We start from the raw sequence: 24782 nt of genomic DNA, 5'->3' as shown, positions 1-24782 counted from the left end.
ATTTCCCACGCTAAGCAATTATTACATAAAAAAGCCGGATCCCCACTCTATGGGGATCCGACTTTACTTATTGTTAGAGTATTATTTTTTCATTTTTTTATATTTCATCGATTCTCTAATCTTGTCGAAGAATAGCTAAGGCCTCAATGTGTGTAGCAAGCCATCAAATATTCAACATTCACTAAGTGTCCTTATCTCTGCTCAAGAAGATAAAAGAATGAACAGTATAACCGTTCTTTTATCCATTTAAGGCGTCCATTATGATAAGATCTTAATTGATAAGCCATTACAATATTTCAATGTACCCTTCTGTTCCATTCACACGAATTCGTTGCCCGTCTTTGATTAGTCTGGTAGCATTTTCAACTCCAACAACTGCAGGTAAGCCATATTCACGCGCTATAACTGCTCCATGGGTCATCAGTCCACCAACTTCGGTGACTAGGCCTTTTATGGATACAAACAATGGTGTCCAGCTAGGATCAGTAAAGGAAGTGACTAATATATCTCCAGCTTCTAGATCAGCATCTTCCATGTTTAAGATGACACGTGCTCGCCCCTCTATAACTCCGGAGGAAACAGGTAGACCTACAATCGCTCCGGCTGGGAGATTTTCTCGTTTGTACTCGCCTGTAATGATTTCACCATCAGACGTGATAACACGTGGTGGAGATAGTTTTTCATATAAATTATACTCGTCTTTTCGTTTGCTTATGATTTGGTAATCCAGTTTATTTGTGCGTACGACTTCGTGAAGTTCTTCAAAAGTGAGATAGTATATATCTTCTTTTTCATGAATAACGCCCACTTTTACGAGTTGTTCGGCTTCTTTCAGTAAAGCCTGCTTATAAACGAAGTAGCGATTAACCATGCCGTATTTTGGATATTCCCGATAACCGATGAAATTCCGGATTATGTCGATCATTCGTTTGGTTTCTTTGGCTTTTTGTTCACCATCCGGTAATTGCTTCAATCGATCTAATAACTCTTGTTCTTTCTTCAAAGCCTCCTGTCGCCCTTGTTCAAATTTCCGATGGCTGGCATTAGACTCAAAGTTTTTAATATTATTAAGAATCATTGGGACAAGTGTAGTTGGTTTTTCGCTCCACCGAGTTCTTGTAATATCAATTTCTCCGGCACACCGCATTCCGTATTTGTTGAGATAAGCATAGATAGCGTCTTGGAATTTCTGTCCATTTTCAAACTCAACCAGCTCATCCAAAAAGTGATCATTTTTTACATGCTGTAAATAAGCAATTACTTCTGGATAAGGACGTATCACGTCTGCGACGTCCAATAGCGCAAGACCCATTTCTGAAGTAATATTATGAGGTACAGATTGAGAAAGCGTATCTGCTGCGTTTTTTTCGCCTAACCACTCATTCATTTTTTCGTTAATCCATGATGTAGCATTTATAGCAGCCATAAACACAGCCGAACTTTGTGGGTCAAATAAGATCTTCTTTAATTGCTGGATATCTTCGAGAATAAAATCAAACAAATCCGATCCCGATTTCGTTTGGATGTTTTGTTTTAACTCTTCTATCGATGTTTGACTACGCTTAATCAAATCAGAAACGATTGTTGGATCGTTCTCGAATTGTGCCAGCATATCTGTATTGTTACTTCGGTTGGGAATCGTTGCTGTTTTATCATTTGGTATCGACTTAATGAAATCCCGTCGCTCAATTGTTGTCATAAGTGCGTCTTTTAAGAGCGGATCGTGTTGTCCCATGCCATTTAATAAAAATTCTCTGCTGTCAGGTGATGCCAGATTATGTGTGACATCAACAAATAACCTTCCACCAGCTTTATGCATGGGTGCAGAAGTCGTCAACAGAAAAAAAGACAATCCCAGTGGTTTTATGGGATCCGTCATCATTTGTTGATGACCAACAGAGATATAGACGTGATTTTCTTGATCACTCGCTTCAGGGATAGGGTATAAAGTTGTGATTGGACGACTCTGGACAATATAAAAAGTATCGTCAACCAAACACCATTCGATATCTTGCGGGCAACCAAAATGAACTTCGATCTGTCTCCCGATGCGTGCCAGTTGTAAAATTTGTTCATCAGTCAGTGTTTGAGTCTTTTGCTGAGTAGGCTCGATCTGCTGTGTTTCTGTTCCTCCTTCTTTTCGTCCATAGTTAGCCAATTTTTTGGTTGCTATCATCTTATCGACGATTTGCTCATCCTGTACTTTATAACAATCGGCAGATACCAAGCCAGAGACCAGTGCTTCACCAAGTCCAAAACCGGCATCGATGGATAACACCTTTCTGTTGGAAGTGATTGGATCAGCGGTAAATAAAATCCCCGAAGTCTGTGGGAAAACCATCCTTTGAATGATAACGGATAAATAAACTTGGGTATGGTCGAATCCATTTTGCATGCGGTAGATTACCGCGCGATCCGTAAATAGGGAAGCCCAGCATTTGCTGATATGCAGCAAGATCGCTTCTTTGCCGATAATATTTAAATAGGTATCTAGCTGACCGGCAAAAGAAGCATGTGGTAAATCTTCAGCAGTCGCACTCGAACGTACGGCATAGGCATGTTCCTCACCAAACTGGGAGAGATAGTGAGCAACTGCTTTCACAACATCGGAAGGAATTTCTATTTCCATAATGATTTGTCGAATCTTTCTGCTGATTTTACCAATTTGATCTCGATCCTCAACTTTTAGCATGGCCAATTGATCCAACAACACTTGTAACATTTCGTTTTGTTCGACGGCTTTTTGATATCCTACTGTTGTGACACAAAATCCTTCTGGTACTTGCAGACCTTGAATTTTTGATAATTCCCCTAAATTTAACCCTTTTCCTCCAACAAGCAAATGCTGTGTTTTTTCAATTTCGTGAAAACCAAGAACCAAAGAACTCATTCTACATCTCCCCTTCAAAAATAATAATTGACAAAGAGCTTTCCAGCATGATATAATAAAAACATATGATGGATATCTATAACTTTTTACACAGAAAGCACACGTAGTCTGATTATATCACCGTGTCTATTTTTGTGCAATATAAAAAGAACCTGGGCTATTTGGGACTGACCCCCGTTTTTGAGACAGGGATCAAAACACCTTTTATACAGCCAATTGCCGATAGCTTATCGGTGATTGGCTGTTTAGTTTCGTTTGAATACGAATGTTGTTATAATAATAAATGTATTCTTTGACAGTGCGTTCTACGATGGCGGTCGTGGTTCGATTAATGCTGTTAAGATAGAACGTTTCAGACTTTAGTGAGGAATGAAACGATTCGATGGAGGCATTATCAGCGGGCGTCCCTTTGCGGGACATGCTCATGGTAATGCCTTTTGTTTTAACAGCTTTCTGATACTCATAAGATGTATACACAGATCCTTGGTCACTATGTAACACGCAGTTCTGAGGCAGTGTTGGCAGCTGATCAAGTGTGTTTAAGACAAAGTCTGTGTCCTGCTTATCTCCAATCGTGAAAGCAATTACTTCTCCATTGTATACATCCAATATACTGGAAAGGTACAATTGTTTCTGTCCATAAGGCAAATACGTGATATCCGTTACTAGTTTTTCAAGAGGATGATCGGACTGAAAGTTCCGATCTAATATATTATCAACCACGGCATATGGCTGCCCATTCTTCTTGCGCTTTTTCACCTTAACCCGGCACTGCCACTGATTTTTCTGCATGATACGCTGAACCGTTTTATGGTTAATACGCATTTCCTTTTTTAATATAGCTGTAATTTTTCGATATCCATATCGATACTTGTGCTCTCGGCACAACGTGCCGATTTGTTTTTCCAAATGGCACTTGGGATGATCTTTCATCAGGTTCTTCTTCCAACGATAATAAGACGCTCGTGAGATACCTAAATGAACACAGATATTCTGTACGGTCATTGTGCCGTGCAATACTTCTACAAGTTCGACTGACGTTTGGCTATCAACTTCCTTTCCAATTCGTTGTACTTTTTTAAAACTTCATTTTGTTGTCTCAGATAACGGTTCTCTGCCTGCAGTTTCTCTAATTCGGAAGAGTACTCCGGACCTTTTCCGTAAGTGTATTGCTTACCAACAGGCTGTTCAAATCGATGTGTATCTCCAGCTTTATGCCACCTAACCCATGTCTGAACCTGCGTCTTATTCTTGATATTCAATTCCTGCATGATCTCTTTCATAGGCACACCTGCCAATCTCATTTCTACAGCCTTCTGTTTGACTTCAATCGGATAACTCATTCTTGTTCCCATACAAAAAACACCTCCAAGTCTTATTTCGGATAACAACTATCCGTTTTCAAACTTGAAGGTGTTTTTTATTTGTCTCATCTTATGGGGTCAGTCCCATTTCAACAGGTTCTTTTTTAATTTCCCGCTATCATTAGTCACAAAAAAGTCGGAACTTTATTCTATAGAAAGAACATGAAAAGTATTTACAAGAAAAAATGACCAATAAACAAAGCAACATCCAACTTTTATTCTTGTATTGTTTCCATATTCAAATTGAATTTTTATAGACAATATATCAAAGGTTTTAATAACCGAATACAAAATAGAACCTGCATTTTGCAAGCTCCTTTCACGTTGTCAATATATTATGAATGTTTAACGACAAGGACATTTATGTATAAATATTTCCTGTAAAGTTTGCTCACTCAAGGGAGTCTTGATCATCCCCTAATGAAAGGGGGTGATGCTATGTCAATATTCCAGGCATTAATGCTAATGTCTTTCATTCGAGTCGTTTATAATCGCCCTGTTGACGTATATAAATAAAAAATAGACCTCCCTTGAGCCTCAGAACCTAAAGGGATAGGTCTACCAAGAAACCATATCGAGCAAGCCCTATGATGGGCAGCTTTTTGTACAGAGCCGGGGTGTTGGTAGCACCCTGGCCTTTTATGTTAAAAAGAAGATTCAGAAACTAAGTCAAAAAAAAATGAAGATATCGATACTAACATTTAATGCCTATTGAGAGTTCCTAGGCATTTTTTTTTGCAACAAAGAAAGACCCAGATCAAAAAGTCTAGGTCATACTGGTTCCTTCTATTCGCTTTGATATTTAGTACGTTTTCGTTGATTTAACTACGTTTATGACAACTCTTAAATGTATACTTCGGGTCACAGTTGGGGTCACACTCAGGTCATAACATGACTTTTACCGGTTTCAAATCATCCAATACAAACTAATCATTGTACAGTAATCTCCCCTATTTCTCTTCATTTCATATTTTCACAACAAATTCAAACATACAATAACAAAGTACTCCTTGCATTTCCTCACCCGTCATGCTATATTCATATAGCGATGAGCTGAATTGTGTAAGCCGATGTACATGCCCTTTGCAGCACACACGAATGTGGCGTGTTCAAAGAGGTACTACAAAGCCTTACACAGCGTAGCTCATCGCTTTTTTAATTCTGTCAGGTCACAGGTGAGGTCACGATTTTAATAATAAATCCATCTTATCTGCTGCTTCTAGTTGCATTGATGGAAGAGCGTGACTGTATGTTCCTAATCTTTGTTTAATATCAGAATGACCTAACCTCTCTTGTACTATTTTTGGACTTACTCCAATACTGATTAGATACGTAGCATGTGTGTGTCTCAGTGCATGAGGTTTAATCTTTGGTAATCTTAGCTGTTTGCGTATTGAGTGAAATCCCCTTCTCCAATTACAAGGCGGCAACCAATCCCCCATTTTCGTACATACCACTAAATCTAGATCATTGTATTTTACTCCTGCTTCTATCTTGTCCCTTTCAACCAACCTTTTATGTTTCCGTAAGCTTTCACATAGTGACTCAGGTATATTAACATTTCTGTATGAGTTAACTGTTTTAACTTCTGGCTCTAACCCATAGTTACCTTTATCATCTATCCTACATAGTGTTTGGCGTATTGTGATGTACCGTTTTTCCCAGTTAATACTCTTCCATTCTAACCCCAGAACCTCACCCATTCTCAAACCAGTCTTAATGGATATTTCATAAGCAATGTAATGTCTTGATGGGCGTTTAAGTTTTGAAGTATCCAGGAAACGTTTAATTTCTTCAGGAGTCCAAGTCTCCACTATGCTCTTTTCTCTTGGTAAGTTCAATTCATCAAAGATGGCCATATCAATTTTTCTTCTTCGTGATGCCTTTTTGCATATGCTCCTGGTTACCTGTACTGCTCTTCTTACTGTGTCAGCAGATACTTTTCGTTCAAAGTGGAGTGTATTTATGTGTTGCTGCAATACATCCTCTGTGATCTCATCGAATTTGTATACCGATAAATAAGAAAGAACATTGTATTGAAGTATCTCTCTATAGTTGTTAAATGTACTTGGTCTAAGCTTCACTCTTTTTGATTCTAACCAGGATTCAGCATACGTTCCAAATGATTCAGGTATCTCAGGTAAGTAGTTCTTTTCTTCTCCAACCTCAAGAATTACCTGTCTAAGTACCTCTTGAGCTTCTTTATAAGTCTTAATCCCTTTTCTTTTACGCTGAATTCTCTTTTTGTTATTGGATGCGTTCCACCTGAATAAACAAAATAGTATGTTCCTGATTTTTCATCTTTTTTAACTTTTGTCATTCTGCTCACCTTTTTAAGTGAACACAAGGGAAAACGTACTAAAGACAATTATAATGACATGCTTATAAGAAGTCACACAATATATAGAGTGGACAGCAGCACACTAGGTTCGGAAGAATGTTCCGACCCTTTAACGCCCCTCTCTTCCCTTGTGATAACAAGAATACCCATCCATATTTTAACACACTGCATAAAAAAGACCCCCAGCTAAAGGGAGTCTAGTTTTTAATAAACTTCATCTAAAAGTTTCTCGCTTAAATCCTTAAATTTACCTTCATCTTTTAGAGCATTAAGAAGCGCTATCACTTTCTTTTCTTTAATTCCAAGAACTTTAGATAAGATATCACGCACTTCTGCAAAGTCAGGAACTTTCTCATTATGTAACTCCTGACTTGAAATGCCTTCAACCTCTTTTCGATACTGTTCTGGTGGCTGAGGACTATTTAGAACACGATCATTTAAGACTGATAAGATATATTCCAATTCTCTTCTTTTCTCACTATAAATATTATGTTGAATTAACCAATTGGAATAAGGGTATCTTGGATCATTCAGTTTTGCATTACTAAGCTTTAAGATTTGCCATTTAAGCTCTTCAATTTCTTGTTCAAGAAGTTCAACCTTTTCTTCTAATTGATTAGTCATTTATAGCCCTCCTGTGAATTATAGAAGTATCCAAAGTACCCCTTATCTGCGCAGTGAAATTATACCTGTGCTAGCCCGCCATCTACGAACAATTCAACACCCGTCAAGTAACTGCTTTCGTCTGAAGCAAGGAAAGATACAGCGTTTGCTACTTCTTCAGGTGTCCCAACTTTTCCAGTTGGAACAGTATTTCTGGTATTTTCCATTGCTCCTTCAAGTGCATCACCAAAAAGCTCATCGTATGCAGGTGTAAGAATAACTCCTGGACTAACCACATTTACACGGATTTCAGTACCTTTTAGGTCAAGAATCCAGTTGCGAACTAGTGCTCTTAATGCTGCTTTAGATGCTCCATATACACTAAACGCTGGGTTGCCAATTGATCCAGCAGTAGAGCCCGTTACAATAATAGAACCTACTTTGTCCGGGAATAGTGATAACGCTTTTTGAACAGTAAAGATGGTTCCTTTAACGTTAATGTCGAACGTTCTATCAACCTGCTCTTCAGTAATTTCACCTAATGGAAGGAAGTTTCCGGTGCCTGCATTAGCAAAAAGAATGTCCAACTTACCTTTTTCCTGCTTTATAATGTCATATAGTTTGTCTAAGTCTTCAAGCTTAGAAATATCACCTTGAACACCGGTTACGTTCTTGCCAATTTGGTTAACAGCTTTATCAAGTTCGTTTTGTCTACGTCCCGTGATATAAACATATGCACCTTCGTTTACAAATTTTTGTGCTGTAGCAAGACCAATCCCACTTGTTCCACCCGTTACAAGCGCTATTTCACCTTCAAATTTACCCATACTTAACACTCCTTTAGAATTAATTTTATTTTATGTCTAGTACCTTTAAGTACTTGAAGAACAACTTACAAGATATAGTATCCTTCAGTAAGCACATTATCGGAAGTACCCACTTTTTTGTGATATAGTAACTAAAAAGTAATAAATGTGGAATGGAGAGCTTTAGACATGAAAAAATTTAGCTGTGGGTTTGAAGTGACAAAGGAAGTTATTGGCGGGAAATGGAAAGGCCTTGTATTATACTTTTTAATGAATGGACCAAAGAGAACGAGTGAATTAAAGCGCATTATCCCAAATATAACTCAGAAAATGCTGATTCAAACACTTAGAGAGCTTGAAGCCAGTGGACTTGTGAGCAGAAAGATGTATAATCAAGTACCCCCGAAGGTTGAATATTCATCCACTGAACTTGGAGAATCTCTTAAACCTATCTTGCAGGAGCTCTGTCAATGGGGAGGCCATTATGCGGAGCAAGAGTATGCAGAAGGTGAATATGAAATTGTACAACCAGAACAACTAAAGTGAGGATTGATGTAGCTGCTGAAGTAAATGCTAAACAACTTCAATACCATCACCTGACAGATGAAGAACAGTCAGAAATAAATGAGATATTCAATTATGAAAGTGAAGTTCTAATAAGAAGTATCATGGACTATATTCAGGAGAACTTTGATGAAATTCAAAAAAGAGCTGTTTCAAATGTTAAAAAGAAGGTTCAGAAACTTAGCCAAAAAATAAATGAAGATATTGATAATAATATTTAATGCCTATCTAGAGATAATAGGCATTTTTTTGTGCATAAAAAAGACCTGAATTAAAAATCCAGGTCACATTACTCCCCTGTATTCACCTTATTATTTAGTACGTTTTTATTGATTTAACAGCATTTATTCACATCCACAAAACGGTGTTTCAGGTCATAATCAGGTCACAGTACGGGTCACAGTTAAGTCAATTTTCTGAGTTTGGACAATAAAACACCAGCTTAATATCGTCATACAATTTAACAATATTACGATTGAATTTTGTGTTTTCGCTTACTTTCGACAACATCATACAAAATAAGACAAGTTTTATTACGTTTTCAATTACAATAACAAAGTACTCCTTGCATTTCCTCCCCCGTCATGCTATATTCATATAGCGATGAGCTGAATTGTGTAAGCCGATGTACATGCCCTTTGCGGCACACACGAATGTGGCGTGTGGTGCATCGCCTCAATACGCAAAGACGTTTGCCTCTTAGGCAAACGTCTTTTTTGTGTTATCCGATTTTTGTTCCGTTTGGTAATGGCTGTTCAGGCTGAAGCAGGACGACATCGCCTTGGCCGGGAATGCCGCCGAGGACTAAGACTTCGGATTTAAAACCTGCGATTCGGCGCGGCGGGAAGTTCACGACAGCGATAATTTGTGTGTTGGTCAGTTCTTCCGGGCAATAGCGCTTTGTGATTTGCGCGCTTGATTGTTTAATGCCGATATCTTCTCCAAAATCAATGAACAGTTTAATCGCCGGGACTCTTGCTTCAGGGAACTCTTCCGCTTTAATAATGGTGCCAGTTCTGATATCCAGTTTTTCAAAATCTTCAATTACAGCCATCATTATATCTCCTTTTTCTTACTATTTTAAAAGAGACACCTGCTAAATGTTTAACCAAAAGCTCATATTTTTTTATCCGAATGAAAGGTGTTCCGGTATATTCGGGGCGATACACCTGTACTTTTTGCAAACCATCTTGTAAAAGAAGAAAGGTTTTGAAAGCCGAGCGCTTGACTCACGACAGTCAGCGCAACATTTTTCTCAATCAGCATCCGTTTCGCTTCCTCAAGACGGAGGTCAGCTATATAGGCTTTAGGGGACTTACCGGTCTGTTTCTTAAACCAGCTTGAATAGTAAGCTGGGTGATAATGTTCAATTTTCGCCAGCTTTTGTATTGTCAGCGGCTCAGACAAATGACTATGGATGTATGCGATTGACGCATGAGTATGGGTTTGCAGTTTTTCTTTTATGTATTGAACAAGCAAATGGAGCGTGTGCGCTGAGCGTGTGTTTGCTTCCTCTATTAATAAGTGCCTGATCGAAGACCAAAAAGGATCGATTGCAGCTTCAATCCCTGCGGCTGCATGATGCTCCTCAATTTTCATCGCCTGAAGCGGCACATCCAGCACAAGACATTCATTTCTGCCAATAGAGCGGAACCGATGCTCGCACTCTGGCGGAATATATAAAAATTGATCCGGCTTTAATATGACCTGCCGATCCTCTGTTTCAAGATCGATATTCCCTTCAAGGGGAAAAAGAAATTGGCTGTATGCGTGCTTATGTGAGGAATAAAGGCGTGTATATGTCCGTTTTTCACAGATAATCTCTTGAAGCGAATTCATCAGCCATCCTCCTTTTTGATCCGGTAATGGTGTTCCGATATAGGCAAGAACCCGATTTTTTCATACAAAGAAACGGCGGCTGAGTTTTCTTTCATCACTTGCAAGTACATATACTTGGCTCCATTGTTCATTGACCATTCAGTCAGAGCCCTGATGACTTGGGTCCCTGCCCCTTTCCCTCTATGTTCCTTTGCTACTACAACGTTGCTGAGTCCGCCATAGCCATCGATAACGGAAGCCGTGCCCACTGCTGTCAGGCTGCCTTGGTCATACATAGTGAAAAAGGTTTTACACGGCTGCATTCGTTTGAAAATGCTTGCATAGCCGCAATGCCGTTCGGCTGAAAATTCTTCCAATCGGATAAAATCATCAATCCATGAAGACGATGACTCCTGCTCCCACTTATATGTAAATCGGCTGTTGTCAAAAGTACGATCTAAAATATCGCAGCATGTTGCTGTCATTTGAAAACATTCATCAATCTTTTCATATCCGCTGTCTGCCAGCGCATCATCCAGTCCTTCCGGAGATGCGTCACTGATTTGAACACAAACGGGCAGGCCTAAACTTTTATAGAAATGCTCGATCTCTTTTTGGTAATCTCCTTCTGGCATGTCCGCCGATGTCCATACGCTGTTCGCCCGTTTGGTTACGCCAAAATTCGCTCTGAGAAGCCATTTCCCCATTCTTTTTTGAATATAAGACGGCCATGATGCTGCCGCTAATTGCTCAATTTTGTAAATATCATGCATCGCCTCTTGCCTCTCCCTTATATATACTGCATGATATATTATACAATATTCAGAAATATAAGACATATATTATTTAGTTTACATAATACTTTTATTGTTTGTTGACAGCCCCGATAGAAATAATCGAATTGAAAATGCTAAGCTTTCTGAAATGTCTTCCTTTAATTCAAACGCTTCTTTTCCGATTAAAGTCGCGAATCCGTGCAGCAAGCTTCGCAGCCCTCTTGTTGCATGGATCACAGTCTGTTCGTTTGCATAACCGCTGTCAATTAGCAGTTTCGTGACAAGACGGACAATCTGGTTTGACAGGCTTTCAGCTCTTTCATCTTGAATTTTAAGTAAAGTCGCTTCATAATAACCCGGATTTTCAACTGCAAACCCAACATATGCATCGCCTAAAGATAGCAAGGCGGACTCCCCCTTCTGTTCTTTGACGGAATCAGCCATCGTATCAAAAAGCCTTGTCAAACCGCTAACGGCAAGCTCTGTTCTGATTCCCTGCAGCCCGCTTATGTGATTATACAGAGACGGGGGCCGTACATTCATTTTTTTAGAGAGTGCGGCTAGTGTTACGCCGTTTATTCCTTCCTGATCAGCAATCTCTGCCGCCGCTTCTATAATCATCTTTTGATGTAATCCTGCTCTCGGTGACATGGTCAGACCCCCTTCTTTGCTTTTTGAATTGCTAATTTCATCGACTGTTCTGGTGAAGCAAGGAAATTCCCATGTCCGACCGCGAGACAGCTCGGCGCCTTGTCAACAAGCCATTCCGCGCTTCTTACAGCAGCCTCCTTATTCCAAGTGGCGAAGGCAGGAAAAGGAAATGTCCATCTCATCTGGCCGGAGACGGCTATTCCCCCGCGTAGTTGAAATGCATCCCCAGCTATTACAATTCCGTTTCTTGTGTCCAGAAACGACATGCTTCCCGGGGTATGACCTGGGGTTGAAATCGCAAGGAGAGAACCGATTGTTTCGCCACCCGCCAGCAAAACGTCAGGCTTTGTTTTGATATTTTTTGGAATTCCTCCTTTTATAGGCGTCTGCGGTTCATCTTTCCGCAAAGAAACATCACCTTTTAACAAGAATGAATCACGCTCGGATATGACAATCTTTGCATGAGGAAAGGCTTGGGACAGTGCATCCAGCGAACCGACATGATCACCGTGCGCATGAGTCAATAAAATGTGTTGTAACGGTTTTCCCAGCTGATTCACTGCTTGGATAATCCCTTTATAGCTGTTCGGAAGACCAGTATCAATTAAGGTTACTTCATTTTCTTCCTCTACAAGATAACAATTGACCGGAAATAATGTCGGATAAAACGTCAGCTGCCGCACAGTTTGATTCTGAATCATTCTCATATGATAACTCCTCCTGAATAAAAAACTAATGGTGTTAGTTTTATTATTAACTAATACCATTAGTTTTTCAAGAGTGTTATACCAAGTTTATGGCGACAAATATTTTAACCTGCGCCCGCTGCGGTGAAAGCGCACTTTGATCATACTGCTCAAAGTCTCCTGAAAACGTACGCAAATGGCGCTTATCCCAAGACCAGATTTCCTTCCATGTGTCGAGTACAATGTCTTCAATAGGACCGATTCTTGAAGTGAAAACAGCATAAGCGGAAGCCGGTAAATATATATCCTCATAAGGTTCCGAAAGCATGTCGCTATGCTCGGTAAAAGCGCCGACAGAAAATGTGTAAAACCCATTCTCCTGCTGTTCGTAATGAGAGTATAAAGCGATAATGCTCTGATCTTTTTTATTAGGCGGAAGTAACACGCTCGTATCCTGCTGCCAAAATCGATTCCATAAGAGCGGGATTTGTCTTTTTTCCGTCATTTCCAATGCATTGCTTGTTCTTTGTGACAGCCCTGAAAAGCGCTTTTGTTCTAAATGTGTCATATGTGAATAGCTCATATGATACCTCCTTTTTACCTAGATTATAAAAGAAGAAACCTGACAGCATTGTGTCAGGTTTCATATATTTTTTGCATATGAAAAATCGTATCTTTTACCTTTTCCCGGATATGAAGGGGTTCCAGGACCTCAATATCCTTGCCAAATTGCAGCAAGAAACCGATCAGCCATTGATCCTCAGGCAGAGATATCACCGCTCGGCAGGCTTCATTTTCATCCAATTGAAGGACATCATTTCCAAACCATTCACTTATACGCTGATGCGCACCGGGCTGGACAAGAATGACCAGTTCAGTTAAACGATCCTTTCGATACCAATTCGCATCCCAAGGCAGAGTCTCCAGTTGAATGTCTTTTCTCTTAAATGATTGATGTAAAACAGTCAGATCTTTCATCCGGCTTAATTTAAAAAAGCGGAAATCGTTTCTAACCAGACAGTAGGCGTATAAATACCAGCGGCCTGTCTTGCACACCAATGTGTAAGGCTCTGTTTCACGGAGAAGTGTTTCCCCGTTTGCATTTGTATATGTAAATGATATGGTTGACGACCGATCGATTGCATCACTGATGTTTTCTCGAAGCGCCTTTTGGTCCTCTGTTTGTCCCCATGCCGTCATGTCAATAAACCATTTTTTCGTTTCTCGCTTAAATGCCTCTGCGGCCTGGTCAGGTATGAGATGTTTTATTTTTTGATAAGCCGCGCTGTGAGAAGCGGGTTCATACATCGATGAGACGCTCTGCAAAGCGGAAGCAATAGCAAATAGCTCCTCTTCTTTCAGCCACTCTCTTTCAAGCCGATACGTTTCCATCACACTGATCCCGCCCCCGGCGCCTTGTGAGGTTACAATCGGAATGCCCGCTCTGCTGATCGTATCAATATCTCGGTAAACCGTTCTGACTGATACTTCAAACAAATCAGCTAGCTCAGCAGCCTGCACTTGTTTTTTGCTGATTAATAACATCACCATCGCTAACATACGTTCCAGTTTCATTTTTCGCACCTTGTCTCCTGCTTTTATTTTCCAATATTATCATACCATTTTATGAGGCTTGGGCATATCTATTATGCAGCCTAAAGGCATCGTGCATATGTTATGAAAACAGGGGCCTCCCCTTCTTTTTTTATGGGCATTGTTTATTTAGACTACTATTTCAAAACGGATAAGCATACACTTCTCAACGGAGGGGATATCACATCATGCATCTTACACTTCAAAGCGTTTATCCTGTCGTGATTATCGTCTTTTTTCTGTATAAAAAAATCAAGCGATCCATCGGATATCAGCCGCTGAAGCCTCGCTGGCTTTTTACTCGTATGATTCTTTTTTCAATGTTTGCATTCGGTCTCACCATCTTCAGTCTCATTCATCCTTTTTTATACGGATATTTCATTATCGGCATTCTCGGCGGATGTCTGCTGGTTTTTTTCGCCAGGAAAAATCTCTCCTTTGAAAAACGCAGAGGAAAAATTTATTTTCGGACTCATATTTGGGTAGAGCTTATTCTGCTAACCCTATTTCTATCTAGATTTCTTTATCGTGTAACAGAGCTGTACCTTGCCGCGCCTGATTTACACAGCCTGGGATCTTACAGCCAATCTATCGGTACTGATCCTTTCACGATTGGCGTCTGTTTTCTGATCGCCGTCTATTATATCGGTTTTTCCTCTATTGTCATCAAAATCAGCAGAAACGGGCTGGAACAAAATGGGCACAGTAAAGAAAAAGACATCCTTGCTTAATCGCGACATGCGGCAGCAAGGATGTCTTTTTTAATCGTGTCTTGTATGATGGATCATTTGCTGAAGCACATCTAAAACATGCTCATCCTCGGGAGAATAGTAGATTGATGTTCCTTCTCTGCGCGATTTCACGAGCCGTAGATTTTTTAAAAACCTGAGCTGATGGGATACTGTTGATTGCAGTAAATTCAGTTTCTCAGCGATCCCGTTCACAGCATGTTCACCCTGAGAAAGCAAATGGAGAATTCTGATTCTCGTAGGATCAGAAAGCGCTTTGAAGGTTTGTGCGACTAGAAATAAAGTTTCTTCGTCCAAATCGGTCACCGTTTCATTCGCACGGTCCGTTTCTCGAAATTCAGTCATGTGTCTCACCTTTCTTATTTCATAGTTTTATCTTATAACAAATGACCTTTCATGCAAACCTGTCTCTTCTTGTTCCAATTTAATCTCATAGTTTAAATTTATGTTTCAAATCAGGTTTTCACTTGGTCTGGTATACGTTCTGTGTCATAATGAAAAAGTCATACTGCTGCAAACATTGAGGGTGAAACACAGTGAAGAAAAAGAGAAAAGGCTGTTTCGCTGCTGCGGGTTTTATGATGATTTCTGTCTTTGTCATGGCCTCTTTTTTATTGGTCCTGCTTTTGTTCAACCGCGATTTAATCAAAAAACTTCCGATTGACACGAAAACAATTGTCCTCGAACGTTTAACTGATTATAAACCGCTGGTTGAGGACGAGCTTGAAAATCGGGGACTCTCCAATTACACATCGCTGATACTCGGCATGATGTATCAGGAGTCAAAAGGAAAAGGCAATGATCCGATGCAGTCCTCTGAATCTCTAGGGTTAAAGCGTAATGAGATAACAGACCCTCAACTCAGTATTAAACAAGGCATCAAGCAATTTACCCTCATGTACAAAACCGGTAAAGAAAAAGGTGTGGATTTGGATACGATTATTCAAAGCTACAACATGGGGGCAGGTTATATTGATTTTGTAGCTGAACATGGAGGAACGCATACTGAGGAATTGGCAAAACAATACTCCGAGCAGCAAGTCGAAAAAAATCCCGGGCTTTATACTTGCGGAGGAAATGAAAACAATTTCCGTTATCCGTATTGCTACGGTGATTACACGTACGCGGAAAAAGTAAAAGAAAAAACGAAAACTGTTGAAAAATCTTTACAAGTTGCAACACTTGAAACCATGGAATCAACGGCTCATTAAAGGAGCCTGTCAATTTACTGACAAAGCCCAAAACGATATTTGGGCTTTTGTTATGTTTACCAACCTCAAAAAAGCCATACAAAGTATGGCTTTTAATAATACGGTGATATCATCAAATATACAATAACGCCTGTAAGGCTGACATACAGCCACAGCGGCATTGTCCATCTGGCAATTTTTTTATGGCGCTCAACCTGCATGCTGAAGCCTCTGATCAGCGTAAACAGCGCAAGCGGCACGATAATTGCAGAAAGGCAGATATGCGTAATTAAAATAAAGAAGTAAATCGGACGCATAATACCTTCTCCGCCATACAGCGTATTCTCCGCAATCGAATGGTATGTGACATAGCAAATCAAAAACAATAAAGTTGTCGTAAAAGCAGCTAAAATAAAGCGTTTATGCGCCTTAATGTTTTTTTGTTTAATCATAATCAGTGCCGCCAACAAGAAGATAAACGTAAAGCTGTTGAATATCGCATTCAGCATTGGCAAAATGTGAATATTCGCATGGCTGAACTGATCTAATTTGGGCATAAAAAACAGCACTGCGATTAAACCGTTAATCAGAACTGTCAGTGTTAGGACAATTCCAGTATAATTTTTCGGTTTATTTTCTGTTTGATTCATTTGGTGACCTCTCCTAATTTGTACTGGCTATCCAAATCGTATGCAAATTCAACGGAGATGTCAACGTTTTCGATGGCTTCGTCAGAAATTAGACACACTTCAGAAGGCCGGCGCTTTAATAGCACCAGCCTTTTGGTTTATGCCTCTTGCATTAAATGGTCAACAACCTTATGTTCATTTTCATTCAGCAAATTCTTTTGGATTTTCGAATGAACGGGTTTGTTCATATGCTGATCGAGGATGTCAGCCGTTTCTTTATCACCGGCAATGATCATCCGCTCCCATTTTTTTGCCGCGGCCTTTTGGTCGAGGTTGGCCGCCAGCCGCTTGTACAGTCTCGTTTGATTCTCCGTTACATGATTCTTCAGCTGTTCCTCTTCTAATGAAGCCGATGTGGTTTTAGAAGACTGGCTGCTCTCCCATGATTCATTGATTACGTCATATTCATAATGTTCCACCGCTTCAATTTTGCCTAAAACGGTTTCTATAATTTTCACTTCATTTTGCTGCGTTAAAATAAAAGCCGTGCTTGGATACGTTTTGCGCAAATTCTCCAGCTGATCAAGTACAGCTGTCTCTTCCCAGTAAAATTTTGTTTCAACAGGAATTTGAAGCTTGATCGCTTCCCATATACCGCTATTCGAAACAAAAAACACGAGGCTGCGCGGCATGTTTTTTCCTATTCCGTTAAGGTGCTGATAGATTTTGTCCGTGATTGCATTCAGACACTTTTCTTCCTCAGGGTCACTTGCTGCCAGATATTCTTTTAATCTGCCGAACCCTGACTTAAGGGCAATTTTCCATTCTCCCCCTTGCTGCTCTGGATCCCTCATATCTGTGTTGAGATATAATGAGAGAATTTTGTCCGGGGATTCCAATTGGACATAACGCAATTTCTTAATCAATGAATCAATCGGCATTCATATTCCTCCTTTTGCAACGGGTTACTTTTCTTTTTCCTCTCTTAAAACCAATCAAACCTTCCTTGCACTAAATTCTAGCAATTATGGATTTATCATTTACAAACGCCTCTTCTATCTACTACAATTGGTTACTGTGTTTCTAACTATTTTTTGAAAGGGGTTTGATTTTGATTACCACTAAGGAAAAAAACCGCCAAGAGCTTGAAGAAGAGCTGAATCATTTAGAATTTCAAATTTATCGCATGCAGGAAAATATAAAGGATCTATCGAAAGATGCCAGAGTGCTTGGTATTGATCAATCGAAAGATGAAGATTGGATGATTGTTTCCTCGATTGATGATGGCCAAACATGCAAAATTATGCTCACAGATTGTGAAACAGCTTATAGAGGGAAAAGCTGCTTTTCACTTGTAGCATCCTATCAGGACGATGCCATTCATATTGGGGATATTAAAGGGCCTCCGAATTACGGCTTCGGTTCTATTTGTATGAAATATTTAAAAGATATTGCCAGAGACTGCAATATCCCGAAAGTTACCGGCGACATAGCCAAACGGGATTGGAATCATGTGGACAGACTCATTCATTTTTATGAAAAGCATCAATTTGAAGTATCCATTGACTACGATACACAATCAGGAAGCATTAAATGGACGGATTTCTAAAAAAGTCTGGAAGAATATGCCGAGATATGCTGTAATGGTGTAAAACTGTTTAGGAGGACCTGAAGTGTTTGCACCCAAACTGAAACCGGGAGACGAAATTCGAATCGTGTCTCCCGCCACCAGCATGTCCGTATTAACAAATGAAGCAAAGTTGCACGCAAAAACGACATTAGAACGATTGGGTTTTCGGGTGACCATTGCTGAATACGCAGAGGAGTTAAACGAATTCCAGTCATCCTCTATCGAATCAAGAGTAAGTGATCTGCACAGCGCCTTTTTTGATCCCGAAGTCAAAGCTATTTTAACAACACTCGGCGGATTCAACAGCAATCAGCTGCTGCGTTATCTTGATTACGAGAAAATCAAACAGAATCCAAAAATTCTTTGCGGCTATTCCGATATTACGGCTCTCGCCAATGCCATTTATCAAAAAACCGGTCTCGTTACATATTCAGGCCCCCACTTTTCTACGTTTGCAATGAAAAAAGGATTGGACTATATAAAAGATTATTTTCTGGCTTGCTGCGCTTCGGATGAAGCCTTTGAAATCCTGCCATCACAAGAGTGGAGTGATGACCAATGGTTTTCAGATCAAGAAAACAGGCACTTTTATCCCCATTCCGGTCCTATTGTGATCCAGGATGGCTATGCTGAAGGCACATTGATTGGCGGCAACCTGTGTACACTTAATTTGCTGCAGGGAACGGAGTATTTTCCGGAAACAGAAAATACAATTTTACTGATTGAGGATGATTATATGTCGGACGCAAACATGTTTGACCGCGATTTACAATCGCTCATCCACCTCCCTTCTTTTTCAAATGTAAAGGGGATATTGATCGGCAGGTTCCAAAAAGCATCAAACGTATCAATAGATCACGTAAAAGCGATAGTTGGTACAAAAAAAGAATTATCCGGCCTCCCCGTCATCGCAAACATAAATGCCGGGCATACCTCTCCAATTGCCACGTTCCCTATTGGGGGAACATGCAGGCTTGAAGCTGTTTCGGGTACATCACGAATATGGATCGACAAACATTAAACAGCTTGTAAAATCTTTTTACAAGCTGTTTTCACATCTGCACGTCATCTCAGTCCACATGACAAATGTCATATATGATGTATGATGTGTGCTACTACAAAGACATCCTTCTCTTTCGTATACTTAAGCGAGACACACAATGAGAGGATCCTTTACTATGACTGAACCAACCCTTAAACACAAACAAAAACTGCTGACAAAGCAAGTCGCTGCTTTTGCTCAGCCCGAAACAAAAAACAGTCTGATTCAGCTTTTAAACACGTTTATCCCTTTCTTCGGACTGTGGTTTCTTGCTTATTTCAGCCTCAATGTCTCCTATCTTCTTACTTTAGCATTAACAGTGGTTGCCTCAGGGTTTTTGACAAGAATTTTCATTATCTTTCATGACTGCTGCCATCAATCATTTTTCAAACAAAAGCGCTATAACCATATTCTCGGTTTTCTGACAGGTGTTCTGACTTTATTCCCCTACCTTCAATGGCAGCACAGCCATTCGATTCATCACGCGACCAGCAGCAATCTGGATAAACGCGGAACAGGTGACATCTGGCTGTTAACGGTAAACGAATATAAAGCCGCATCTAGACGCACAAAACTTGCATACAGACTTTATAGAAATCCGTTTATCATGTTTATTCTCGGACCAATTTATGTTTTTCTGATCACCAACCGTTTTAACAAAAAAGGTGCAAGACGTAAGGAGCGTATGAACACGTACCATACAAACCTGGCAATTGTGTCATTGGCTGCTGTTTGCTGCCTGATCTTTGGCTGGCAATCGTTTTTGCTGGTGCAAGGCCCTATCTTTCTGATCTCAGGTTCAATCGGCGTGTGGCTGTTTTATGTACAGCATACATTTGAAGACTCTTATTTTGAAGCAGATGAAAACTGGAGCTACGTTCAAGCCGCTGTGGAAGGCAGTTCATTTTATAAACTCCCGAAACTCCTTCAATGGCTGACAGGCAATATCGGTTACCACCATGTTCACCATTTGAGCCCAAAGGTGCCGAACTATAAGCTTGAAGTTGCTCATGAACATCACGAACCATTAAAAAACGTACCGACAATCACCTTAAAAACAAGCCTGCAATCACTCGCATTCCGTCTTTGGGATGAAGACAAAAAACAATTTGTGTCATTTCGGGATATCAAACAAATATCTTTCCGCCTTCCGCCTGATTCAACAGAAAAACAAAAGCTGCGGGAGAACGCCTGACAATTAGGAGGTCTTCTTATACAACAAGAAGACTTCCTTTTTATTGTTCGGTGGTGCAATCTGGCTTTTACAATGGTAAAGTTACATTTAAGATGAAAAGCTGAAAATGAGGTTATATCATGATCAAAAAGCATTTTACATTTCAAAAACTAAGCGGGATCACGCCTTATATATGGACGATATTTTTCATCCTGCCCTTCTACTTTATATTTAAATCATCTTCTACATTTGTTATTATCGTCGGAATTATTTTGACGCTTTTATTTTTTTCGGTTTATCGATTTGCTTTTGTCTCAAAAGGCTGGGCCATTTATTTGTGGGCGTTTCTGCTAATCGGCATTTCAACCGCCTCCATTACGCTGTTCAGTTATATTTATTTTGCTTTTTTTATTGCGTATTTTATTGGAAACATAAAAGAACGCGTCCCTTTCCACATTTTATATTACGTACATTTAATAAGCGCAGCTGTCGCAGCGAATTTCAGTCTTGTGTTAAAAAAAGAATTCTTTCTGACACAAATTCCTTTTGTAGTCATTACCCTCATCAGTGCAATTTTATTGCCGTTCAGTGTCAGAAGCCGCAAGGAGCGCGAACGGCTGGAAGAAAAACTTGAATTTGCAAATGAACGGATTGCCGATTTGGTAAAATTAGAAGAAAGGCAGCGGATTGCCCGCGATCTCCACGATACGCTTGGTCAAAAGCTTTCTCTTATCGGTTTAAAAAGCGATTTGGCGAGAAAATTAATATACAAAGATCCCGAACAAGCAGCGCGTGAGCTGAAAAGCGTTCAGCAAACAGCGAGAACTTCTTTAAATGAAGTAAGAAAAATCGTATCCTCTATGAAAGGCATCCGGCTCAAGGATGAAATCATAAATATCAAACAAATTCTCGAAGCTGCTGACATTACATTTATCTACGAAGTTGAGAAATTGCCCGAAAATATCTCATTGCTTAATGAAAATATTTTGAGCATGTGCTTAAAGGAAGCTGTCACAAATGTTGTGAAACACAGTCAGGCTAAAACATGCCGAGTTGATATTCAGGAGCTCTGGAAGGAAGTTGTTATTACAGTGTCTGACGATGGAACATTTCAAGGAAGAGACACGTGCTTTTCAAAAGGACATGGCTTACTCGGTATGAGAGAGCGTCTTGAATTTGCAAACGGGAGCCTTCACATCGACACCAAAAACGGAACCAAGCTTACCATGACGATTCCTAATAACTCAAAATAAACAAAAAGGATGGCTTACATGATTAGTATATTTATTGCGGAAGATCAGCAGATGCTGCTGGGCGCTTTAGGATCACTATTGAACTTAGAAGACGATATGAAAGTTGTCGGCAAAGGAACAACCGGACAGGATGCTGTCGAATTCGCAAAAAAACATCAGCCCGATGTATGCATTATGGACATTGAAATGCCCGGAAAGACAGGCCTTGAAGCTGCTGAGGAGTTAAAGGATACAGGCTGCAAAATTATTATCTTAACCACTTTTGCCCGCCCCGGCTACTTCCAGAGAGCCATTAAAGCCGGTGTTAAAGGCTATTTGTTGAAGGACAGTCCGAGTGAAGAGCTCGCGAGCGCCATCCGAAGCGTCATGAACGGAAAGCGTATCTACGCACCTGAGCTGATGGAGGATATGTATAGCGAGGCCAACCCTCTCACAGATAGAGAAAAAGAAGTGCTCGAACTTGTGGCTGACGGAAAAAACACAAAAGAAATCGCCCAAGAACTCAGCATTAAAAGCGGGACGGTGCGAAATTATATCTCTATGATTCTGGAAAAGCTTGAAGTGAAAAACCGTATAGAAGCCATTACGCGCTCAAAGGAAAAAGGCTGGTTTAAGTAAAAGAGGATCTGGGCATATGTCCAAGATCCTCTTTTGTTCATCTGCTACTCCCCACGCTGAAACAGGAGATATGTTGCCGCTCCAAGAATGAAAATAACACATGACGCCAGCTTGACGTGCTTCCATTGTGTAATATCAACCTGCGGGTCATAATCAGGCTTGTATTCAATTTTGAAACCGCAGCAAATGCCGGTACTTTTTTCGTAAAGAAGCCACGGGTACATTAAAGAACCTGATCATCTCTTGAAGATTCTATACTGGAAGGCATAACACACGGAACTTTTATAGACAGAAGAAAAGAGGAGTAAACACATGATCTACTCCTCTAATTAGTTTCTTGCCTCTTCACTTCTTCATAGTCTGGTGTTTTCTTTGATAAACCAAGGCGTCATTTTCGCCATTCATTGTTCATTGACATACCGTCCACCTCTTGATGATAGCTGTATAGCTCTATGGCGCGTATAAAACAAATGGTGCTATGACATGGATACAATCCCGAGGCTGCAACAAAAATGCGCCCTGATTTGACAATTTCACCTTTACCATCATCTGGCTTGAACATTGGCTTGTATATATTTAATGTAAACAAGGTAACTGTACTGTTTAAAGCCCCACTGAAAGAGCTTAAAATCGCCCTGAATAAAATAGCGGCAAAAACACCAGTAAGTGACGCTGGCGATAAGTCGATGATCAATCGAGGGTATACACTGTCAGCATTTCTATTCCGAAGCCATACAAATGAAAAGGCAGTCACTCCCGGAACTACTATATAATACACTCCGATCAGTTTAAAAGCCCCCTTCTGGCCTTCATCTGAATGTTTAGCGCCTAACGCACGCTGAACAAATTGCATGGTTCATAATACAGGTGATTCACTAATAAACCTGTTCAAATCGTCGGCCGGGATACATCTGCCGAATTACGAATATCGATTGATTGAGTTTTTCAATTATGTAATGCAGTCAGTCTTGCAATTCCGCTCCCAAAGCTGCCATCTTCGACTGCAAGAACACCGAGAACCACAATAAAAAAATCGCCGGAAATTAAACCAATTCCGTATATCACATCTGCTAAAAGCAGCTGCTATCAGCCCGCCAAAAAAATGTAGCAGTCGTTATGCAATAATGAAGGAAATCAGCTAAACCGCCATGAACGTGCTGATGCCAAACGTCTCCGTAAAGCGGAAGACAAGAGCCTTGAATACAGCACTGTTGCTGGAATGAAACAGCATAACCTATGATCAAATCGCTGCTCCAAAAAATCAGGTATCGCCATGACTCCTGTTTTTAAGTAACGCGGGCGGCGCACTTGCTTCCCAAGACATGCTGTCATAGAGCCCGCGTAGCTTTGTCCATTAATCAAAGTAACAGCACACCTTCTGCAAAGACAGTAGATGACAGGAGCGTTTACCTTCTATTCATCGAAATCAGAAAGAGCACAATTTTTCTTTTATCAGCGTATTATGTTTTACGTCTCTAAAAAACAAAAAAAGGACACGAGCTTAGAGCTACATGTCCTTTATCTTCATCTATTCTATTAATTTAACACTTTTACACTTACTGTTCTGACGCCCCAATTATGTGCATCACTTTTGTTTGGTACAAATACGTCAATTTTATTTCCTTTTATTGCGCCGCCAGTGTCTGCTGCTGTTGCTTCTCCATAACCTTCAACATAGACTTTAGAACCTAGCGGAATCACGTTTGGATCAACCGCAATAACTTTAGCATTCGGGTTCTTGTTTAAGTCGATGCCTGTTGCTGTAACGCCGGAAATGCCGCCGTCGTTAGCAGAGTAAGCAGTAGCAGTAACAGTTAGTTCTTTTGCCGCTTCTTGTTGATTTGTATTAGATTCAACAGCCTTTTCTTCTGTTTTAACAGAAGTTTCTGCTGCAGCCTTTGTTTCTTGTTTTGGTTGCTGTTGAACAGCTTCTTGTTTAGGTTGCTCTTTTTGCACAGCCTCTTGTTTTGTTTCAGTTTGAGGTGCGCTTGTTTGCGCATTCTCAGTCACTGTGTTTGTTGCTGTTGCCTGACCTTTTACTGAAAGTGCAGATCCAGCATAGATCATGTCAGAGCTTAAGTTATTCCAAACTTTCAGGTTGTTAACTGTCGTACCGAATTTTTGAGCAATCTTAGAAAGCGTATCTCCCGCTTTAATTGTATATTGCCCAGAAGTGGTTGTTTCTTCTGAAGAAATGGTCAGTTTTTCTCCCGCAATGATTGTATCAGAAGTTAACTTGTTCCATTCTTTTAGGTCCTTTAGGTTCACTCCGTTTTTCTGAGAGATCCCCCAGAGCGTATCACCCTTTTGCACCGTGATTTCTTTTGCAGAAGCGTGAGCTCCGAATGCAGTTGTTGAAAGTGCTGCAACTGCTACAAAGGACATAATCGTCTTCTTCATAAGTA

27 protein-coding genes and 2 pseudogenes are annotated in these 24782 nt (G+C 40.2%); 10 read left to right on the top strand and 19 right to left on the bottom strand.

Annotated features, from left to right (window positions below):
• Positions 1–286: 286 nt before the first annotated feature.
• Together ppsA and ACQVGS_RS11625 are read right to left on the bottom strand one after the other, a co-directional pair.
• A complete protein-coding gene (ppsA, locus tag ACQVGS_RS11630; protein WP_491830260.1) occupies positions 287–2890 on the bottom strand; it encodes a phosphoenolpyruvate synthase in 2604 nt (867 codons plus the stop codon).
• A 204-nt stretch (positions 2891–3094) separates the two neighbouring features.
• Positions 3095–4245, bottom strand: a protein-coding gene (locus ACQVGS_RS11625; RefSeq protein WP_174754426.1) for an IS3 family transposase whose coding sequence is annotated in 2 segments (ribosomal slippage) — positions 3095–3972 and positions 3972–4245 — 1152 coding nt in all. Because the reading frame shifts where the segments join, the coding sequence is not laid out codon by codon here.
• Positions 4246–4692: 447 nt separating this feature from the next.
• On the opposite strand from ACQVGS_RS11625, the pseudogene ACQVGS_RS11620 reads away from it, so the two are divergent.
• A pseudogene (locus tag ACQVGS_RS11620) lies at positions 4693–4777 on the top strand (putative holin-like toxin).
• 658 nt (positions 4778–5435) lie between these two features.
• Here ACQVGS_RS11620 and ACQVGS_RS11615 read toward each other — a convergent pair.
• The 4 genes from ACQVGS_RS11615 to ACQVGS_RS11600 form a co-directional block, all read right to left on the bottom strand.
• On the bottom strand, positions 5436–6338 hold the full coding sequence (locus tag ACQVGS_RS11615) for a tyrosine-type recombinase/integrase (RefSeq protein ID WP_491830259.1): 903 nt from the start codon (positions 6336–6338) through the stop codon (positions 5436–5438).
• Between the two features lie 89 nt (positions 6339–6427).
• Positions 6428–6574: a hypothetical protein gene (locus tag ACQVGS_RS11610; protein WP_223203879.1), complete on the bottom strand. Its 147-nt coding sequence runs from the start codon at positions 6572–6574 to the stop codon at positions 6428–6430.
• A gap of 225 nt (positions 6575–6799) precedes the next feature.
• On the bottom strand, positions 6800–7219 hold the full coding sequence (locus ACQVGS_RS11605) for a hypothetical protein (RefSeq protein ID WP_024121695.1): 420 nt from the start codon (positions 7217–7219) through the stop codon (positions 6800–6802).
• A 59-nt stretch (positions 7220–7278) separates the two neighbouring features.
• The gene (locus tag ACQVGS_RS11600) at positions 7279–8025 is read right to left on the bottom strand and encodes an SDR family NAD(P)-dependent oxidoreductase (protein WP_106021259.1); all 747 of its coding nucleotides are present in this window, start codon (positions 8023–8025) and stop codon (positions 7279–7281) included.
• Between the two features lie 168 nt (positions 8026–8193).
• On the opposite strand from ACQVGS_RS11600, the gene ACQVGS_RS11595 reads away from it, so the two are divergent.
• Both ACQVGS_RS11595 and ACQVGS_RS11590 read left to right on the top strand, forming a co-directional pair.
• Positions 8194–8550 (top strand): winged helix-turn-helix transcriptional regulator, encoded by a 357-nt coding sequence (locus ACQVGS_RS11595; RefSeq protein ID WP_024121697.1) that lies wholly within the window; start codon positions 8194–8196, stop codon positions 8548–8550.
• Positions 8547–8789, top strand: coding sequence for a hypothetical protein (locus ACQVGS_RS11590; RefSeq protein WP_049809936.1), 243 nt, complete (start codon positions 8547–8549; stop codon positions 8787–8789). The genes ACQVGS_RS11595 and ACQVGS_RS11590 overlap by 4 nt, the downstream gene beginning before the upstream one ends.
• A 500-nt stretch (positions 8790–9289) precedes the next feature.
• Here the strand turns inward: ACQVGS_RS11590 and csaA are convergent, their stop codons facing one another.
• The 7 genes from csaA to ACQVGS_RS11555 form a co-directional block, all read right to left on the bottom strand.
• Positions 9290–9622 (bottom strand): chaperone CsaA, encoded by a 333-nt coding sequence (gene csaA, locus ACQVGS_RS11585; protein WP_105955047.1) that lies wholly within the window; start codon positions 9620–9622, stop codon positions 9290–9292.
• 62 nt (positions 9623–9684) lie between these two features.
• On the bottom strand, positions 9685–10407 hold the full coding sequence (locus ACQVGS_RS11580; RefSeq protein ID WP_106022154.1) for a helix-turn-helix domain-containing protein: 723 nt from the start codon (positions 10405–10407) through the stop codon (positions 9685–9687).
• Positions 10407–11159: a GNAT family N-acetyltransferase gene (locus ACQVGS_RS11575; protein ID WP_106022153.1), complete on the bottom strand. Its 753-nt coding sequence runs from the start codon at positions 11157–11159 to the stop codon at positions 10407–10409. Before ACQVGS_RS11575 ends, ACQVGS_RS11580 begins: the two co-directional genes overlap by 1 nt.
• A gap of 78 nt (positions 11160–11237) precedes the next feature.
• Positions 11238–11813, bottom strand: a complete 576-nt coding sequence (locus tag ACQVGS_RS11570; protein WP_106022152.1) for a TetR/AcrR family transcriptional regulator — start codon at positions 11811–11813, stop codon at positions 11238–11240.
• A 2-nt stretch (positions 11814–11815) separates the two neighbouring features.
• Complete coding sequence (locus tag ACQVGS_RS11565) at positions 11816–12520, bottom strand: MBL fold metallo-hydrolase (protein WP_400153575.1); 705 nt, start codon at positions 12518–12520, stop codon at positions 11816–11818.
• Between the two features lie 76 nt (positions 12521–12596).
• Positions 12597–13082 carry a GyrI-like domain-containing protein gene (locus ACQVGS_RS11560; protein ID WP_106021268.1) on the bottom strand — a complete coding sequence of 162 codons (486 nt, stop codon included), beginning with the start codon at positions 13080–13082 and terminating at the stop codon, positions 12597–12599.
• A 53-nt stretch (positions 13083–13135) separates the two neighbouring features.
• Entirely contained in the window at positions 13136–14074 is a 939-nt protein-coding gene (locus ACQVGS_RS11555) for a helix-turn-helix transcriptional regulator (RefSeq protein WP_400153574.1), read from the bottom strand.
• A 206-nt stretch (positions 14075–14280) separates the two neighbouring features.
• Between ACQVGS_RS11555 and csk22 the strand changes: the two genes are divergently transcribed.
• Positions 14281–14823, top strand: a complete 543-nt coding sequence (gene csk22 / locus ACQVGS_RS11550; RefSeq protein WP_095713089.1) for a mother cell-specific sporulation protein Csk22 — start codon at positions 14281–14283, stop codon at positions 14821–14823.
• Between the two features lie 30 nt (positions 14824–14853).
• On the opposite strand, the gene czrA is transcribed toward csk22, so the two are convergent.
• Entirely contained in the window at positions 14854–15186 is a 333-nt protein-coding gene (gene czrA, locus ACQVGS_RS11545) for a Zn(II)-responsive metalloregulatory transcriptional repressor CzrA (protein WP_024121707.1), read from the bottom strand.
• Between the two features lie 191 nt (positions 15187–15377).
• On the opposite strand from czrA, the gene ACQVGS_RS11540 reads away from it, so the two are divergent.
• A complete protein-coding gene (locus ACQVGS_RS11540; RefSeq protein WP_024121708.1) occupies positions 15378–16052 on the top strand; it encodes a lysozyme family protein in 675 nt (224 codons plus the stop codon).
• Positions 16053–16144: 92 nt separating this feature from the next.
• Here ACQVGS_RS11540 and ACQVGS_RS11535 read toward each other — a convergent pair whose 3' ends face one another.
• Together ACQVGS_RS11535 and ACQVGS_RS11530 are read right to left on the bottom strand one after the other, a co-directional pair.
• Positions 16145–16681, bottom strand: coding sequence for a DUF420 domain-containing protein (locus tag ACQVGS_RS11535; protein ID WP_003231280.1), 537 nt, complete (start codon positions 16679–16681; stop codon positions 16145–16147).
• 137 nt (positions 16682–16818) lie between these two features.
• Positions 16819–17601, bottom strand: coding sequence for a VLRF1 family aeRF1-type release factor (locus ACQVGS_RS11530; RefSeq protein ID WP_024121709.1), 783 nt, complete (start codon positions 17599–17601; stop codon positions 16819–16821).
• Positions 17602–17771: 170 nt separating this feature from the next.
• Here ACQVGS_RS11530 and ACQVGS_RS11525 point away from each other — a divergent pair, with 170 nt between their 5' ends.
• The 5 genes from ACQVGS_RS11525 to desR all read left to right on the top strand — a co-directional run bounded on the left by ACQVGS_RS11525 (position 17772) and on the right by desR (position 22377).
• A complete protein-coding gene (locus ACQVGS_RS11525) occupies positions 17772–18269 on the top strand; it encodes a hypothetical protein (RefSeq protein ID WP_024121710.1) in 498 nt (165 codons plus the stop codon).
• A 64-nt stretch (positions 18270–18333) separates the two neighbouring features.
• Entirely contained in the window at positions 18334–19311 is a 978-nt protein-coding gene (locus tag ACQVGS_RS11520) for a S66 family peptidase (RefSeq protein ID WP_106021270.1), read from the top strand.
• A gap of 157 nt (positions 19312–19468) precedes the next feature.
• Complete coding sequence (gene desA, locus ACQVGS_RS11515) at positions 19469–20527, top strand: Delta(5) desaturase DesA (RefSeq protein ID WP_400153572.1); 1059 nt, start codon at positions 19469–19471, stop codon at positions 20525–20527.
• Between the two features lie 119 nt (positions 20528–20646).
• The gene (gene desK, locus ACQVGS_RS11510) at positions 20647–21759 is read left to right on the top strand and encodes a two-component sensor histidine kinase DesK (RefSeq protein WP_024121713.1); all 1113 of its coding nucleotides are present in this window, start codon (positions 20647–20649) and stop codon (positions 21757–21759) included.
• A gap of 18 nt (positions 21760–21777) precedes the next feature.
• On the top strand, positions 21778–22377 hold the full coding sequence (desR, locus tag ACQVGS_RS11505) for a two-component system response regulator DesR (protein WP_010334571.1): 600 nt from the start codon (positions 21778–21780) through the stop codon (positions 22375–22377).
• A 325-nt stretch (positions 22378–22702) separates the two neighbouring features.
• Here desR and ACQVGS_RS11500 read toward each other — a convergent pair.
• The 3 genes and pseudogenes from ACQVGS_RS11500 to ACQVGS_RS11490 form a co-directional block, all read right to left on the bottom strand.
• Positions 22703–22779: pseudogene (locus tag ACQVGS_RS11500) on the bottom strand (lipoprotein); the annotation flags it as partial.
• Positions 22766–23230 (bottom strand): sodium:solute symporter family transporter, encoded by a 465-nt coding sequence (locus ACQVGS_RS11495; RefSeq protein ID WP_223203880.1) that lies wholly within the window; start codon positions 23228–23230, stop codon positions 22766–22768. The pseudogene ACQVGS_RS11500 and the gene ACQVGS_RS11495, both read right to left, overlap by 14 nt.
• A 683-nt stretch (positions 23231–23913) precedes the next feature.
• Positions 23914–24777, bottom strand: a complete 864-nt coding sequence (locus ACQVGS_RS11490; protein WP_095713095.1) for a LysM peptidoglycan-binding and 3D domain-containing protein — start codon at positions 24775–24777, stop codon at positions 23914–23916.
• Positions 24778–24782 lie beyond the last annotated feature (5 nt).

This window comes from Bacillus sp. SD127 (assembly GCF_058566445.1).
This window is presented reverse-complemented; position numbering and strand designations above follow the sequence as displayed.

Bases quoted from the DNA above. Each gene is read 5' to 3' on its own strand.
- ppsA (WP_491830260.1), bottom strand. From the start codon at position 2,890: ATGAGTTCTTTGGTTCTTGGTTTTCACGAAATTGAAAAAACACAGCAT.
- ACQVGS_RS11610 (WP_223203879.1), bottom strand. From the start codon at position 6,574: ATGACAAAAGTTAAAAAAGATGAAAAATCAGGAACATACTATTTTGTT.
- ACQVGS_RS11605 (WP_024121695.1), bottom strand. From the start codon at position 7,219: ATGACTAATCAATTAGAAGAAAAGGTTGAACTTCTTGAACAAGAAATT.
- ACQVGS_RS11600 (WP_106021259.1), bottom strand. From the start codon at position 8,025: ATGGGTAAATTTGAAGGTGAAATAGCGCTTGTAACGGGTGGAACAAGT.
- ACQVGS_RS11595 (WP_024121697.1), top strand. From the start codon at position 8,194: ATGAAAAAATTTAGCTGTGGGTTTGAAGTGACAAAGGAAGTTATTGGC.
- csaA (WP_105955047.1), bottom strand. From the start codon at position 9,622: ATGGCTGTAATTGAAGATTTTGAAAAACTGGATATCAGAACTGGCACC.
- ACQVGS_RS11580 (WP_106022154.1), bottom strand. From the start codon at position 10,407: ATGAATTCGCTTCAAGAGATTATCTGTGAAAAACGGACATATACACGC.
- ACQVGS_RS11575 (WP_106022153.1), bottom strand. From the start codon at position 11,159: ATGCATGATATTTACAAAATTGAGCAATTAGCGGCAGCATCATGGCCG.
- ACQVGS_RS11570 (WP_106022152.1), bottom strand. From the start codon at position 11,813: ATGTCACCGAGAGCAGGATTACATCAAAAGATGATTATAGAAGCGGCG.
- ACQVGS_RS11565 (WP_400153575.1), bottom strand. From the start codon at position 12,520: ATGAGAATGATTCAGAATCAAACTGTGCGGCAGCTGACGTTTTATCCG.
- ACQVGS_RS11560 (WP_106021268.1), bottom strand. From the start codon at position 13,082: ATGAGCTATTCACATATGACACATTTAGAACAAAAGCGCTTTTCAGGG.
- ACQVGS_RS11555 (WP_400153574.1), bottom strand. From the start codon at position 14,074: ATGAAACTGGAACGTATGTTAGCGATGGTGATGTTATTAATCAGCAAA.
- csk22 (WP_095713089.1), top strand. From the start codon at position 14,281: ATGCATCTTACACTTCAAAGCGTTTATCCTGTCGTGATTATCGTCTTT.
- czrA (WP_024121707.1), bottom strand. From the start codon at position 15,186: ATGACTGAATTTCGAGAAACGGACCGTGCGAATGAAACGGTGACCGAT.
- ACQVGS_RS11535 (WP_003231280.1), bottom strand. From the start codon at position 16,681: ATGAATCAAACAGAAAATAAACCGAAAAATTATACTGGAATTGTCCTA.
- ACQVGS_RS11530 (WP_024121709.1), bottom strand. From the start codon at position 17,601: ATGCCGATTGATTCATTGATTAAGAAATTGCGTTATGTCCAATTGGAA.
- desA (WP_400153572.1), top strand. From the start codon at position 19,469: ATGACTGAACCAACCCTTAAACACAAACAAAAACTGCTGACAAAGCAA.
- desK (WP_024121713.1), top strand. From the start codon at position 20,647: ATGATCAAAAAGCATTTTACATTTCAAAAACTAAGCGGGATCACGCCT.
- desR (WP_010334571.1), top strand. From the start codon at position 21,778: ATGATTAGTATATTTATTGCGGAAGATCAGCAGATGCTGCTGGGCGCT.
- ACQVGS_RS11495 (WP_223203880.1), bottom strand. From the start codon at position 23,230: ATGCAATTTGTTCAGCGTGCGTTAGGCGCTAAACATTCAGATGAAGGC.
- ACQVGS_RS11490 (WP_095713095.1), bottom strand. From the start codon at position 24,777: ATGAAGAAGACGATTATGTCCTTTGTAGCAGTTGCAGCACTTTCAACA.